We start from the raw sequence: 14,251 nt of genomic DNA on the forward strand, positions 1-14,251 counted from the left end.
AAGCCCGGCCCGCCCGTTTTATTCAGAATACCAACGTTTAGTCGTTGTCGGTCTTCACTTTAACCTTGTTGCCTTCGGCGTCTTTGGCCTTGGCATCAATAGTACCGTCCTTGGTTACGGTCTTGCTTTTCTCGTCGTTCGGGCCTTTGGTTTTCACCTTCACTTTGTCGCTGTCCTCGTCAACCTTGGTTTTGATCTTGGTGCCGTCTTCGAGCTTTACCTTGCTTTTGCCAGGCTGCAAGGGTACAGTTGTGCTGGTGCCCATACCCATTCCGGTACCGGTGCCCGTGCCCGTGCTGCCCGAAGGCTTAGGAGCCGCCGGACGGTTCATGTTCGGCACGCCTTCTCCTTCCTTCACAATCACGCGGAAGTCGGTGCGGCGGTTGAGCTGCATGTTCTCCGGCGAATCGTTGGGGGCTACCGGACGACGCTCGCCGTAGCTTACCGTTACCATGCGGGTTTCGGCAATGCCGGCCTTCTTGAGGTAGTTGTAGGCTACGTTAGCACGATTCCGGCCAAGTACCATGTTGTACTCGTCGGTGTTGCGCGAGTCGGTGTTGCCTTCAATCGAGATGTTGATGCCGGGGTTGGCGGCCAGCAACTGGCTCACCTTGTTCAGCTCCACAATCGACTCGGGCCGCAGCGTGTACTTGTCGGTGTCGAAGTAAATCGGGTTGATGTTGGCCATGTTGGCCGCCGTCGTATCGATGTAGTTGACGTAGAAGTCCTTTTCGATAACCGTCGAGTCGTTGGTCGAAATCGGCACAGCAAACTCCTGTGTTTCGATATTCTTGCCATCCTTGCTCACGGCCACCTGGTAGGTACGGCCCGATAGCAGGTTCACTTGGTACTCGCCCGTCAGCGGCTTACTTACGTCGCGGTAGCTCAAAGCCGTTTTGTCGGCCTGGGTTCCGCTGAACACCAGTTCGGCACCCGGAATGGCGCTGCTGTCCTGCATGGCCAGCACGCGGCCCCGAATGGTCGCGTTCTTGATGTAGTTGATAGTGTAGATGTCCTTCTCACCGTAGCCACCGATGCGGTATGACGACAGGTAGGCGTACGAACCATCGGGGCTCAACCGGTAGTACGTATCATCGTCGGGCGTGTTGATGGGGTAGCCCATGTTCTCGGGACGGCCCCACTTGCGGCCAATCGAGTCGTACTCCGACTTGAAAATGTCGTAGCCGCCCATGGTGTTGTGGCCCCGCGAAGAGAAGTACATCGTCTTGCCGTCGCGGCTCAGGTACGGGCTATCGTCGTCGTAAGGCGTGTTGATGGCATTGCCGATGCTCTTGGCCGGACCCCAGTCGCCGCCGGGCACACGCGTCGACGTGTAGATGTCGAGCGAATTGTCTTCCGAGTATTTGCCCGTAGAGAAATAAAGCGTCAGGCCATCGGGCGTAATGAAGGCGTCACCCTCATAAGCCGAAGTATTGATGTTCTTGTTGAGCTTCTTGGGCTCGGTCCAGTCAGCAGCCCCCTTCTCCGAATAGAAGATGTCACCATCCTCATCGTTGCGGTACATGAGCAGCTTGGTGTCGTTGTCGAACACCTGAATCGAAGCATCGTGGCCTTTACCGTTGAGCACACCGCTCAGCGAGCGGGGCTTGTCCCAGTTATCATCGTCGATGCGGCGGGCCTCGTAAATGTTCTCGTAGTACTGTCCGTCGGCGGCCAGCTTACCCTTGTCCTTCGTGTTACCGGCCTCACCCACCACCGGGGTGTTGCTCATGTTGTCGGAGCGCGAAGTGAAGAGTAGGATTTTATCGTCGTTGGAAATCACGGGGCTGTGTTCCGACCACTGGGTGTTGATAGTCGGGCCCAGGTTTTTAACGAAGATGTCCTTGGGGCTGTTGAACTGCACCTTGGCGTTCTTGCTGTGCTGAATCAGCTGCGCCAGTTCGCGCTTGCGGCTGTCTTTAGCCTTAAGCGTGGTGTTGTAGGCCTGGAAGTGAGTAATGGCCTCGTCGAAGTTGTAGTTCAGGTGGTCAACCCGGCCAAGCCAGTATTCCACGTCCTTGGCTACATTTTTCTTCAGGCGCTGTGCTTTATAGATATAATCGCTGGCCTTCTCCTTATCAAAGGACATATAAGCAATACCTGCCCGGAACAGCGCCTCGGCGTTATTCGGGTCTTTAGCCAACACCTGCTCATAGTAAGGCAGTGAAGCCCGGAAGTTTTCCTGGCCGAAAAACTTATTAGCCGTTTTCAGTTGCTGTCGGGTGCTTTGAGCCAGGGCAGGCTGGGCCATAGCAGTCGTGAGCATGACAGCGCACGAGGCTTTTAATAACCTTCTGACTAAGTTGTCCATTGAGGAGGGGTTAGGGAAACGAGGGATTGCAAGGGAGAAAGTATCGACCGCCAATTACGCAAGCTCAGTTTAGGAGTTGCCTCTTATTACTGAATTTTGGCAACAGAGTTGAGAAATGGAGGGAAAAAAAGTCAGACCCAGGGGTTGAAAACCGCCTTTTGCTACCCCATTCCGCCCTGTCAATCGGTGGGTGATACGCTTAACGGGCAAAGATATAAATTTTATAATACAGCCTTAGCCCTATCCTATTCCAACAGAATGAGGATATTGGAGTACTTATCACCGTTGCCAAACAAGCGCTTCAGGCGCTCATTCAGTAGCGAACGAATGTGCAAATATAGGTCAGCCTTATAAACTACAAGGTTTTTCTTCAAAAAATGATGATCCGATCCGGCCAAGATGGAATATTTACCTTTGTCCTTTCCAATCAACTGCCCCAGATGCTTATTCAGGACGCCAGATTTTTAACGAGTAACTCGCGGGCCGAAGAATGCCCTGCCCCTACGCTGCCCGAGTACGCCTTTATCGGCCGCTCCAACGTGGGTAAGTCGTCGCTCATTAATATGCTTACCAACCAGAATGGCTTGGCTAAAACATCGTCGCAGCCCGGCAAGACCCAGCTTATCAACCACTTTCTTATAAACAATGAGTGGTATCTGGTCGATCTGCCAGGGTATGGCTACGCCCGTATCAGCAAGGATGCCCGGGCCAAGTGGGCGCGCATGATTAACTTCTACCTGCGCCACCGGCCCAACCTGACCTGCGTAATGGTGCTGCTCGACTCGCGCCATGCCCCGCAGGCCGCCGATTTGGAGTTTATGGATCAGCTCGGCACCGAGGGCATACCGTTTGTAATGGTGTTCACTAAGGCCGATAAGCAGTCGTCGTCGCGGACCAGCCAGAACGTGGTGCAGTACCTGGAAAAAATGCACGAAACCTGGGATGAGCTGCCCCAGCACTTTGTTACATCGGCCGAAGACAAGATGGGCCGCGACGAGCTGCTGGGTTTTGTGGCCGATACCAACCGGCAGTTGGCTACTGAGGCCCAGGGCGAAGCCTAAGATGGCGTTGTTCTTGCTGGTAGCGAGCCGGCTGGCTTTCCCGCGGCCTCTTCTTTTTACCTCAACTCTGTTTCCTTTGAAGATGACTAAAGCATTTTTCCTGCTCGGCCTTGGTGGTCTGCTGGCTCTTACCACGGCCCGGGCCCAGGCCCAGACGGCTCCTAAACCCGCTACCGAAGCAGCCGAAGCGACTGTTAGTAGCAAGCATACCAGCAAGGTTATTCCGGTGGCCGAGTACTACGAGGGTGGCCAGGAGGCCATGTATGCCTTTATAGAGCAGGAGCTGAAATACCCTGTTATGGCCCGGCGAAACCGCATTCAGGGGCAGTGCATTGTCAGCTTTACGCTCAACACCGATGGCACGCTCTCGGGCATCAAGCTGGTAAAGCAAATCGGTGGTGGCTGCGGCGACGAGGCCCTGCGGCTGGTTAAGCTGCTCAAATTCAACAAGCCCGATTACGCCGTCCTGACCAGTCTGCCCATCACCTTTAAGCTGTAAGCAGCTGCGCCGCCGGCCCGTTCGCGGGCGTTGCGTACCTTCGCCACTTCAACCACTGCTTTTTTTGCTATGCCCTACGACCTGAAGGAAATTGCTGCTATCAGCGGAATGCCCGGTCTGTACCGCCTCGTTCGCCCCACGCGCGCCGGCGTCATCATTGAAGCCCTCAACGACAAGGGCACCCGCTCGGTAGCCGCTGCCCAGAACAAGGTGTCGCTGCTCCAGGAGATTTCCATCTACACCCAGGATTACGACCAGACGGTACCCCTGACAGAGGTGTTCGACCGGATCCATCAGCAGCACGGCGCCGAGTTGGCACTGAACAACAAATCGAACGACCAGGAACTGGTGTCCTTCATGGAAGGCATCATCCCGGATTACGACCGCGAGCGGGTGTATCTGTCGGACATTAAAAAGTTGGTGCAGTGGTACAACATCGTTGGTCAGCGCCTCGAGTACCAGGCCCCGGCCACCGAGGATGAGGCCACGGAGCAAGCCGATCAGCAGGAAGCGCCCGCCGTTCCGGTGGCCGCCGACACCGCGCCCAAGAAGAAAGCAGCCAAGAAAGTGGCCGAGCCCGCCGCCGATGAGGCCATGAGCACGGCCGGCATCATTCCGGCGCCCGAGGCTGATACGGCCCCCGGCAACCCCGAAGCTGCCGTTGCCAAACCGGCCAAGAAAGCGCCGGCCAAGAAGAAGGGCGAGTAGTCTTTTGGCAAACCATAAAAAAGCGCCGGCGGCCCATGGGCCGCCGGCGCTTTTTTATGGGTGCTGAACTGAGGCGCTTACTGTGCGGCCTCGTTGTGCCGCACCTCGGCAGCCAGGAATTCCTCGGCCTTTTCCACCATCTCCATTGAGCCGATGAACACCGGGCACCGCTCGTGCATGTCGGTAGGCTCCAGTTCCAATGTACGGCGGCGACCGTCGCTCGACTTGCCGCCCGCCTGCTCTACGATGAAAGCCAGCGGGTTGCACTCGTACATGAGCCGTAGCTTGCCGTTGGGCACCTTGCTCGTACCGGGATAAATATAGATGCCGCCCTTGAGCAGGTTGCGGTGGAAGTCGGCTACCAGCGAGCCAATGTAGCGGGCCGAGTAGCTCTGCTCCTTGCAGTAGGCCACATAGTTCTTCATGCCCTCAGAGAAGTACTCCGACGTGCCCTCGTTTACTGAGTACACTTTACCCATGGCAGGAATCTGGATGTTGGGGTGCGAGAGGAATAACTCGCCCAGGCTGGGCTCGTAGGTGAAGCCGTTCACGCCATTGCCGGTCGTGTACACCATCATGGTGCTGGAGCCGTAAATCACGTAGCCGGCCGCCACCTGATGGGTGCCGGTTTGCATGCAATCCTGGGCCGTACCTTCGCTGCCGGTAGGCGACACCCGGCGGTAGATGCTGAAAATGGTGCCGATACTCACGTTCACGTCGATGTTAGACGAGCCGTCGAGCGGGTCGATGGCCACCACGTACTTGCCCTGCACGTTGCCCGTCTGGATCATGTCCTCATCCTCTTCCGAGATGATGGTGCACACTTCGCCACCGTTGCGCAGTGCCCGGATGAAGCGGATGTTGGCAATCACGTCGAGCTTCTGCTGGTCTTCGCCCTGCACGTTGCGGTTGCCGTAGGCGCCGGCAATATCAATAAGGCCCGAGCGGTTGATTTCGCGGTTGACGATTTTGGCGGCCAGCGCAATATCGCGCAGCAATTGGCTCAGTTCGCCGGTCGCGTAGGGAAAATCCTCCTGCTTACGCATGATGAAACGGTCGAGGGTGGTGCCGACGGGCAGCGCGAGCTTGTCGTGATTATCCATTAGAAGATGTGGGAAGATGAGATTCGGGGGGAAAGCTCAAAAGTAACCAATTCGGGTCGGCCAAAGCGAATCTTCGCTCCGTTTTTCCCGGCAACGTTTGCGGGCCGGCTTGAGCCGAAGCCGCGCGCCGGCCCTACATTTGGGGCCATGCACGAGTCAGCTCAACTAAAAGTTTACAAATTTGGCGGGGCCTCAGTGAAGGATGCCGCCGCTATTCGCAACCTGGGCCGCATAGTAGCCGAGCACGGCCGCCCCGGCCCGCTGGTGATTGTGGTGTCGGCGATGGGCAAAACCACCAACGCCCTGGAGGCCCTGCTGCAACTCGCCCATGCCGGCCAGCCTTATGCCGCCGAGCTGGCCGAGCTGCGCGACTTCCACGCCAACGTGGCCGCCGAGCTGGACCTGCCCGCCGACGAGCTGTTGGACGAGTTGCTGGCCGGACTTCAGACCCAGCTAACAGCCGCGGCCACCGTTTCTGAGGCCGACCTTGACCGGCACTACGACCAGGTGGTGAGCTTCGGCGAGCTGCTGGCCACGCACATCGTGGCCGCGTTTCTGCGGGCCCGCTGGCTCGACTGCCGCCCGCTCATCCGCACCGACGAAACCTGGCGCGAGGGCCGCCTAGACTGGGTTGCCACCGAAGCTGCCTTGCGTGCCGCTTTGCCACTTGAAGATCTGGTCCAGGGCCCGCCGGTGGTGACGCAGGGCTTCGTGGGCGGCACGGCCAGCGGCCTCACTACCACGCTGGGCCGCGAGGGTTCCGACTTCACGGCCGCCATTCTGGCCTACTGCCTGGAGGCCGAATCGGTCACCATCTGGAAAGACGTGGCGGGTTTGCTGAACGCCGACCCAAAAATCTTTGCTGACACGGTGCGCTACCCGGAAATCAGCTACCAAGAAACCATCGAAATGGCCTACTACGGGGCCTCGGTCATTCACCCCAAAACCATCAAGCCGCTGGCCGTGCGCGGTATTCCGCTGCTGGTGAAGTCGTTTCTGGACCCCACGGCCGAGGGCACCCGTATCCACGACTGCCGCCATGGGCTGCTCGTGCCGGCCTTCATCCGCAAAACCGACCAGTGCCTGGTTTCCTTCGAGTCGAAGGAGCTGGACTTCATTTCGGAGGAAAACCTGGAGGTGATTTTTGGCGTGCTGGCTCAGGTACGGCTGAAAATCCGACTCATGCAGAATTCAGCCATCAGCTTTTCGGTGTGCACCGATTTTCTGCCGGCCCGCCTCGAACAGCTGCTGGCGCGGCTGCGCGACCAGTTCACCATTCACTACAACACCGGCCTGGAGCTGTACACCATCAAAAACTACGATGCCCCCAGCCTGCAGCGGCTGACGGCCGGCCGCGAGCTGCTGCTGGAGCAGCGTACCCGCCAAACGTTCCAGTTCGTATGCCGCGGCGCAGGGGAAATGGAGGGGTAGCAACACGTCATTCAGCGCGAAGCGAAGAACCGCGCGTACCACCGTAGCCCTGATGCAGGCAGTACTTTGACCCGCGCGATTCTTCGCTTCGCGCTGAATGACGTTCTTTGCTCTTCCTGTTCTTTTCAGCTTTTGCACTACATATGACGCCCGAATTCATCCTCGTAACGCCCCAGGCGCGGCCCCAGGTAGCCCTGATTCAACTTAACCGCCCCAAGGAGCTCAACGCCCTCAACCTGCAGCTGATGCAGGAAGTGGCTGCCGCCCTCAAGCAACTCGACCAGGACCCTGAGGTGCGCGTGATTGTGCTGGCGGGCAACGAGCGGGCCTTCGCCGCCGGCGCCGACATCAAGCAGATGGCCGGCCGCACGGCTATTGACATGCTACTGATTGACCAGTTCAGCATCTGGGACCAGATCCGGCGCACCACCAAGCCGCTGCTGGCCGCCGTGTCGGGCTTCGCGCTGGGCGGCGGCTGCGAGCTGGCCATGACCTGCGACATGATTGTGGCCTCGGAAACGGCCAAGTTCGGGCAGCCCGAAATTCGCATCGGCACCATGCCGGGCGCGGGTGGCACCCAGCGCCTCACCCGCGCCATCGGTAAGGCCCGGGCCATGGAAATGGTGCTGACCGGCGAGCCAATGGGCGCCGACGAAGCCGCCCGCCACGGCCTCGTAAACCGCGTGGTGCCCGTGGGCCAGTACTTGGAGGAAGCCTTCCGCCTGGCCGCCAGCATGGCCAAAATGTCGCCCGTAGCGGCCCGGCTGGCCAAGGAATCGGTGAACCGCGCCTTCGAAACCCACCTAGATGAGGGCCTGCACTTCGAGCGCAAGAACTTCTACATGACCTTCGCCTCCGAAGACCAGAAGGAGGGCATGGCCGCCTTCGTGGAGAAGCGGCCGGCCGAGTTTAAGGGCCGGTAAGTAACCAAAACCACTGGCGTCCTGCGCTTGCGAAGGCTCTATGCAGCCGCTGTTCCCAAAGGAAGCGGGTTCTAACCGGGTCTTTCACAAGCGCAGGATGTCAGGCTACTTTATTTCCCCAAACGCCCCGAATGAAACAATTTTTCTTTCGCAATGCTTATAGGCTTATCTTTGCGGAGAATTATTCTTATCTGTGCACGATCATCAACACCCTCATTCAGCTCTTACGCCCGAGCAACTGCAACAGCAGCTGGCTGATGCCGGGTTGCGGGCCACCCGCCAGCGCCTCCTGATTCTGGGGAGCTTGCTGGTGCTGCCCGGCCACCCAACCGCCGAGCAGGTGCACCAGCGCGTGACCGAGCAGTTGTCATCGGTTTCGCTGGGCACTGTGTATAAGGCGCTCGATTCGTTTGTGGCCGCCGGCCTCACGCGCCGGGTCGCCTCGGCCGAGGGCTCGCGCCGCCGCTACGATGCCGACTGCACCGAGCACCACCACCTAGTCTGCGCCGATACCCAAGAAATCATCGACTACTGCGACCCGCAGCTAGATGACCTGATTCGGAATTTTTTTGCGGCCAAGGGACTGCCGGGCTTCCAACCGCACTCCTTCTCGCTGCATGTAACGGGCAACCGCGTGGCTGATTCGTCCGCTGCCGGCCCAGCCAAACAGACCACCTGACGGCTGGGGCTTACGGCCGCTTCTTCCTAACTTTTCTTTTCTGATTCGCCGCCCGGTTGCGGGCGGCCGTCAGCTTACGGGCTTACTTACCCAGTCATCACTCAGTCATTCACCTTCAACCTTAATTTTAAAAACGCATGGCAGTTCTTGTTGGTAAACGCGCTCCTTCTTTCAAAGCCACCGCCGTTATTGATGGCGAGTTCGAGGAGGATTTCTCCCTCGACCGGTATTTGGGCAAGAAGCACGTCATTTTCTATTTCTACCCCGCCGACTTCACCTTCGTTTGCCCCACCGAAATCATTGCTTTTGAGGACCGTCTGGCCGATTTCGAGGCTAAGGGTGTCGCCATTGTGGGCTGCTCGACCGATACGCACTTCTCGCACTTCGCCTGGCTGCAGACGCCCCGCGACAACGGCGGCATCGAGGGCGTAACCTACCCGCTGGTGGCCGACGCCACCAAGACCATTGCCTCCAACTACGACGTACTCGGCGGCCACTACGACTACAACGAAGCCGGCGAAATGACCTTTATCGGCTCGCCCCTGGCCTACCGTGGTCTGTTCCTGATCGACAAGGACGGCATCGTGCGCCACCAGGTGGTAAACGACGGCCCACTGGGCCGCAGCATCGACGAAGCCATGCGCATGGTAGATGCCCTGCAGTACTTCGAGGAGAAGGGCGAAGTTTGCCCCGCCAACTGGGAGGAAGGCAAGGAGGGCATGCAGGCCACTCGCGAAGGCGTAGCCAACTACCTCGGCAAACAGTCTGCTCACTAATAGTAGAAGGGAGACTCGATTACCGTCTCACCTCTCACTTCTGAAACGAGAAGCCTCTGCCCTGCCGGGTGGGGGCTTTTTGTTTGATGTGGGCCGAAGGGCGTACTTTTGTAGTGGGCAGCTTCGGGCTGCTCGTTTCACCCGCCTTCTTTCGCTTGCTTTTGCGCCTACTGTATTCTCTTGGTCTGCGACTGTATGCGCTGCTGCTGCGGCTGCTGAGCCCTTTCGTGCCCAAGGCTGCCGCCTGGGCGGCCGGGCGGCGCGGGCTGCTGGGCCGCATCCGTGGGGAGCTGCGCCACGAAGCTGCACCGATGGTGTGGTTTCATTGCGCCTCGCTGGGCGAATTCGAACAGGGCCGCCCGCTGATGGAAGCCTACCGGGCCGAATACCCCGACCATAAGCTGGTGCTTACCTTCTTCTCGCCCTCGGGCTACGAGGTGCGCCACAACTGGCCCGGCGCCGATTACGTGTTCTACCTGCCCCTCGATACGGCTGCCAACGCCCGCACTTTTCTGGATGCCGTGCGGCCGCAGCTGGCCGTGTTCGTGAAGTACGAGTTCTGGTACTACTTCCTGCGGGAACTACAGCGGCGGGAAATTCCGGCCATCTGCGTGTCGGCTATTTTCCGGCCCAAGCAGGTATTTTTCCAGCCCTGGGGTGGGTTTTTCCGCCGTATCCTGGGCTCCTTCACGCATATCTTTACGCAGAACCAGGCCTCGGCCGGGCTGCTGCGCGGTGCCGGCCTGAGCCGCGTGAGCGTGGCCGGCGACACGCGCTTCGACACGGTGGTGCACACGGCTTCGGCCCCGCCCCGCGCCCTGCCCCTCATCGAGGCCTTCACCGACGACTGGTGCCCGGTACTGATTGTGGGCAGCAGCTGGGCCGAGGATATTGCCGTGCTCACGCCCCTTTTCGAGCAGTACCAGCAGGAGCTGCGCTTTATTGTGGCGCCCCACGAAGTAACCGAGGCCAACCTGCGCCGGGTAGAAACCGCTCTGCCGGGCCAGGTGGTACGCTACTCGCAGGCCACGGAAGCTACTGTAGCCGATGCCCGGCTGCTGCTCATCGACAACGTGGGGCTGCTCAGCTCGCTCTACCGTTTCGGCCATTTTGCCTACGTGGGCGGGGCTTTTGGCAAGGGCCTGCACAATACGCTCGAAGCCGCGGCTTTTGGCCTGCCGCTGTTCTTCGGCCCTACTTACCATAAGTTTCAGGAGGCCGAGGAGCTCGTGGCGTTGGGCTGCGCCTTCCCCATAGCCTCGGCCGACGAACTGCTCAAAGCCTTCGGCGGGCTCTACTACCGCGAGGAGGCCCGCCTGCAGGTGCAGGACCAAAGCCTCGACTACGTACACGACCACAGCGGCGCCACCCGCAAAATTATGCGTTGGGTGGAAGGCGAGTTGGTGAAGTAGCGAGATGGGGCGTTTAACGCTTAAGGGCCCGCAGGCGTCCGCGACGCAAAGCAGTCAACTATTGTTTTCCAACCGATTTGAAATCCCACGCCATCATTCGTATATCCTGCCCCAGCAGGTTCTTTGAACGTCAAACTCACTATCTCACCATTTCATTATCTCACCGCTCATGACCGGAATCATTGTTAGATCGACGGGCTCGTGGTACGTGGTGCGCGAAATCAGTACCGGCCAGTTTCACCACTGCCGGCTGCGGGGCAAGTTTAAGAACCAGGGCCTGAAGGTGAGCAACCCACTGGCCGTGGGCGACGAGGTGGAATTTACGGTGGAGGAGCAAACCGAGGGCGCGGGCGTAATTCACCACATTGCCCCGCGCCGCAACTACATCATCCGCCGCTCGGTGCACAAAACCGAGCACGCCCACATCGTGGCCGCCAACCTCGACCAGGCCCTGCTGGTGGTTACGCTGGCCTCGCCGGCCACCTCGTTCGGGTTCATCGACCGGTTTCTGGTGACGGCCGAGGCATACCATATTTCCACCACGCTCATCTTCAACAAAACCGACCTCTACGACGACGACCTCAACGACTACCAGGGCCAGATTCAGCAGCTCTATGAGCGCCTGGGTTACCCCGGCCTACGCTGCTCGGCCCACACTGGCGAGGGCGTGGCCGACGTGGATGCGTTGCTCGATGGCAAGGTGTCGCTGCTCTCGGGGCACTCGGGCGTGGGCAAAAGCACGCTCATCAACGCCCTGGTGCCCGACCTCGACCTGAAAACGGCCGAAATCAGCCAGTTCTCCGACAAGGGCGTGCACACCACCACCTACGCCGAAATGCTCGAAGTACGCCCCGGCACCTACCTCATCGACACGCCCGGAATCAAGGAACTGGGCCTCGTGGACATGAAAGCCGGCGAGCTGGCCCATTACTTCCCCGAAATGCGCGCCCTGCTCAATCAGTGCCGTTACCACAACTGCCAGCACCTACATGAGCCCGGCTGCGCTGTGCGCGAAGCCGTGGATAAAGGCCGCATCGCCCTCCCCCGCTACGACAGCTACATCAGTATGCAGCAGGCTGAAGACAACCGCCGGTAGGCTTTGATTTGAGCTGTTAGCTGTTAGCGCTGTTCTCGTCAACAACGTTTTTTTCGGCTTTGTGCATCACCAAAAAGCGCCAACCTATTACAGGCTGGCGCTTTTCATATACAAATCATCAGAACGAAAGCTAACAGCTAATAGCTCTCAGCTAACAGCTCAAAATTACACGTCGAGCTTGGCGTACTTGGCGTTTTTTTCGATGAACTCACGGCGGGGGGCTACCTCGTCGCCCATCAGCATCGAGAACAGGTGGTCGGCTTCAGCGGCTGAGTCTACGTTTACCTGCTTGAGCGAGCGGGTGGAGGGCTGCATGGTAGTGCTCCAGAGCTGCTCAGCGTTCATTTCGCCCAGGCCTTTGTAGCGCTGCACGTTCACGCTTTCGGGCTTGCCCCGGCCCAACTCTTCCTGGGCGGCGATGCGCTCCTCCTCGGTCCAGCAGTAACGCTCTTCCTTGCCTTTCTTCACGAGGTAGAGCGGCGGCAGGGCGATGTAGATATAGCCTTTGTCCACCAACTCACGCATGTAGCGGAAGAAGAAGGTCAGAATCAGCGTCCGGATGTGCGAGCCGTCGATGTCGGCGTCGGTCATGATGATGACCTTGTGGTAGCGCAGCTTCTTGATGTTGAGGGCCTTGGAATCGGCCTCAATTCCATTCTCCGGGTCGGCGGCCACGCCGAAGCTCACGCCCAGGGCCGTAATCATGTTCCGGATTTCCTCGTTTTCCAGAATGCGGTGCTCCTGGGCCTTCTCTACGTTCAGGATTTTACCACGCAGCGGCAGAATGGCCTGGAAGGCGCGGTTGCGGCCCTGCTTGGCCGTGCCACCGGCCGAGTCGCCTTCGACCAAGTAGATTTCGCAGATTTCGGGGTCCGATTCGGAGCAGTCGGCCAGCTTACCAGGCAGCGACGTGGAGCCGAGCACCGATTTGCGCTGGACCATTTCGCGGGCCTTTTTAGCAGCAATCCGGGCCTTGGCGGCCAGAATCACTTTCTCCACGATGATACCCGCTTCCTTGGGATTTTCCTCCAGATACTGCGCCAGAATTTCGCCCACTGCCGTATTCACGGCACCGTTTACTTCGTTGTTGCCGAGCTTGGCTTTGGTCTGGCCCTCGAACTGGGGCTCCTGCACTTTCACCGAAATAACGGCCGTGAGGCCCTCTCGGAAGTCTTCGCCCGAAATTTCCACCTTTGCCTTCTCCAGCTTGCCCGACTTATCGGCGTAGGCCTTGAGCGTGCGCGTGAGGGCCGAGCGGAAGCCGGCCACGTGCGTGCCGCCCTCGTGGGTGTTGATGTTATTGACGTAGGAAAAGATGTTCTCCTGGTACGAGTCGTTGTACTGCAGTGCCACCTCAACCGGCGTGCTGCCCTTCTCATTAATGACGTGGATGGGCGCGGGCATGAGCGCGTGGCGCTCCGTGCCATCGAGGTACTGCACGAATTCGGCCAGGCCGCCGGTCGAGTAAAATTCCTCGTTCCGGAACTCGCCTTCGTTCTCGCCGGGCTCCCGGCGGTCAGTGAGCGTGATGCGGATGCCGCTGTTCAGGTACGACAGCTCGCGCAGGCGACCGGCAATGGTGGCGTATTTATACACGCTCTCCGTGAAGATGCTGTCGTCGGGCAGAAACTCCACCTGCGTACCGTGCTCGTCGGTGGTTCCGATTTCCTTTACCGGATACTGCGGAATACCAATTTTGTACTCCTGCTGGTACATTTTGCCGTTGCGACGCACGGTTACTTTCAAATCCTGGCTGAGCGCGTTCACGCAGCTCACGCCCACCCCGTGCAGGCCGCCCGATACTTTGTAGGAGTCCTTATCGAACTTGCCGCCGGCGTGCAGCACCGTCATCACCACTTCGAGGGCCGAGCGGCCTTCTTTCTCGTGGAAATCGACGGGAATGCCACGACCATTGTCGCGGACGGTAACGGAGTTATTTTCGTTGATGGTGACGTGGATGGTGTCGCAGTGGCCGGCCAGGGCTTCATCGATGGAGTTATCGACCACTTCCCACACCAGATGGTGCAGGCCCCGGATGCCGGTGTCGCCGATGTACATCGACGGGCGTTTGCGCACGGCTTCGAGCCCTTCGAGTACCTGAATGCTATTGGCCGAGTACTCGGCGGGGGCTACTTTTTCAGTGATTTCGCTCATATAACAGAGGGGTTCAATGCAGGGTGCGTAAGTAGGCAAAGATACCGAAAAAATCCGGTTTTTGCCAGCGCGAAGGCCGGTTTGGGGCGGTGTCGTAT

At 58.9% G+C, this 14,251-nt stretch carries 12 protein-coding genes; 9 read left to right on the top strand and 3 right to left on the bottom strand.

Annotated elements, in window-relative coordinates:
- Positions 1-37: 37 nt before the first annotated feature.
- Complete coding sequence (locus tag BLW21_RS02300) at positions 38-2,266, bottom strand: OmpA family protein (RefSeq protein ID WP_245711781.1); 2,229 nt, start codon at positions 2,264-2,266, stop codon at positions 38-40.
- A gap of 485 nt (positions 2,267-2,751) precedes the next feature.
- Between BLW21_RS02300 and yihA the strand changes: the two genes are divergently transcribed.
- The 3 genes from yihA (at position 2,752) to BLW21_RS02315 (ending at position 4,579) form a co-directional block, all read left to right on the top strand.
- On the top strand, positions 2,752-3,372 hold the full coding sequence (yihA, locus tag BLW21_RS02305) for a ribosome biogenesis GTP-binding protein YihA/YsxC (protein WP_092737459.1): 621 nt from the start codon (positions 2,752-2,754) through the stop codon (positions 3,370-3,372).
- A gap of 82 nt (positions 3,373-3,454) precedes the next feature.
- A complete protein-coding gene (locus tag BLW21_RS02310; RefSeq protein ID WP_092737461.1) occupies positions 3,455-3,871 on the top strand; it encodes an energy transducer TonB in 417 nt (138 codons plus the stop codon).
- Between the two features lie 69 nt (positions 3,872-3,940).
- Positions 3,941-4,579: a DUF5606 family protein gene (locus BLW21_RS02315; RefSeq protein WP_092737463.1), complete on the top strand. Its 639-nt coding sequence runs from the start codon at positions 3,941-3,943 to the stop codon at positions 4,577-4,579.
- A gap of 77 nt (positions 4,580-4,656) precedes the next feature.
- Here BLW21_RS02315 and fbp read toward each other — a convergent pair whose 3' ends face one another.
- Positions 4,657-5,682, bottom strand: a complete 1,026-nt coding sequence (gene fbp / locus BLW21_RS02320) for a class 1 fructose-bisphosphatase (protein ID WP_092737465.1) — start codon at positions 5,680-5,682, stop codon at positions 4,657-4,659.
- A gap of 147 nt (positions 5,683-5,829) precedes the next feature.
- Here fbp and BLW21_RS02325 point away from each other — a divergent pair, with 147 nt between their 5' ends.
- The 6 genes from BLW21_RS02325 (at position 5,830) to rsgA (ending at position 11,999) form a co-directional block, all read left to right on the top strand.
- Positions 5,830-7,113 carry an aspartate kinase gene (locus tag BLW21_RS02325; protein ID WP_092737467.1) on the top strand — a complete coding sequence of 428 codons (1,284 nt, stop codon included), beginning with the start codon at positions 5,830-5,832 and terminating at the stop codon, positions 7,111-7,113.
- 143 nt (positions 7,114-7,256) lie between these two features.
- Positions 7,257-8,036: an enoyl-CoA hydratase-related protein gene (locus tag BLW21_RS02330; protein ID WP_092737469.1), complete on the top strand. Its 780-nt coding sequence runs from the start codon at positions 7,257-7,259 to the stop codon at positions 8,034-8,036.
- A 193-nt stretch (positions 8,037-8,229) separates the two neighbouring features.
- Positions 8,230-8,715: a Fur family transcriptional regulator gene (locus BLW21_RS02335; RefSeq protein ID WP_092737471.1), complete on the top strand. Its 486-nt coding sequence runs from the start codon at positions 8,230-8,232 to the stop codon at positions 8,713-8,715.
- A gap of 137 nt (positions 8,716-8,852) precedes the next feature.
- Positions 8,853-9,491, top strand: coding sequence for a peroxiredoxin (locus tag BLW21_RS02340; protein WP_092737473.1), 639 nt, complete (start codon positions 8,853-8,855; stop codon positions 9,489-9,491).
- A 161-nt stretch (positions 9,492-9,652) separates the two neighbouring features.
- The gene (locus BLW21_RS02345; RefSeq protein WP_092737585.1) at positions 9,653-10,903 is read left to right on the top strand and encodes a 3-deoxy-D-manno-octulosonic acid transferase; all 1,251 of its coding nucleotides are present in this window, start codon (positions 9,653-9,655) and stop codon (positions 10,901-10,903) included.
- A 169-nt stretch (positions 10,904-11,072) separates the two neighbouring features.
- Complete coding sequence (gene rsgA / locus BLW21_RS02350) at positions 11,073-11,999, top strand: ribosome small subunit-dependent GTPase A (RefSeq protein ID WP_092737475.1); 927 nt, start codon at positions 11,073-11,075, stop codon at positions 11,997-11,999.
- 165 nt (positions 12,000-12,164) lie between these two features.
- On the opposite strand, the gene gyrB is transcribed toward rsgA, so the two are convergent.
- A complete protein-coding gene (gene gyrB, locus BLW21_RS02355) occupies positions 12,165-14,153 on the bottom strand; it encodes a DNA topoisomerase (ATP-hydrolyzing) subunit B (protein WP_092737477.1) in 1,989 nt (662 codons plus the stop codon).
- Between the last annotated feature and the right edge of the window lie 98 nt (positions 14,154-14,251).

The organism is Hymenobacter psychrophilus (assembly GCF_900107135.1).
In the GTDB taxonomy this organism is placed as follows: Bacteria; Bacteroidota; Bacteroidia; order Cytophagales; family Hymenobacteraceae; genus Hymenobacter; species Hymenobacter psychrophilus.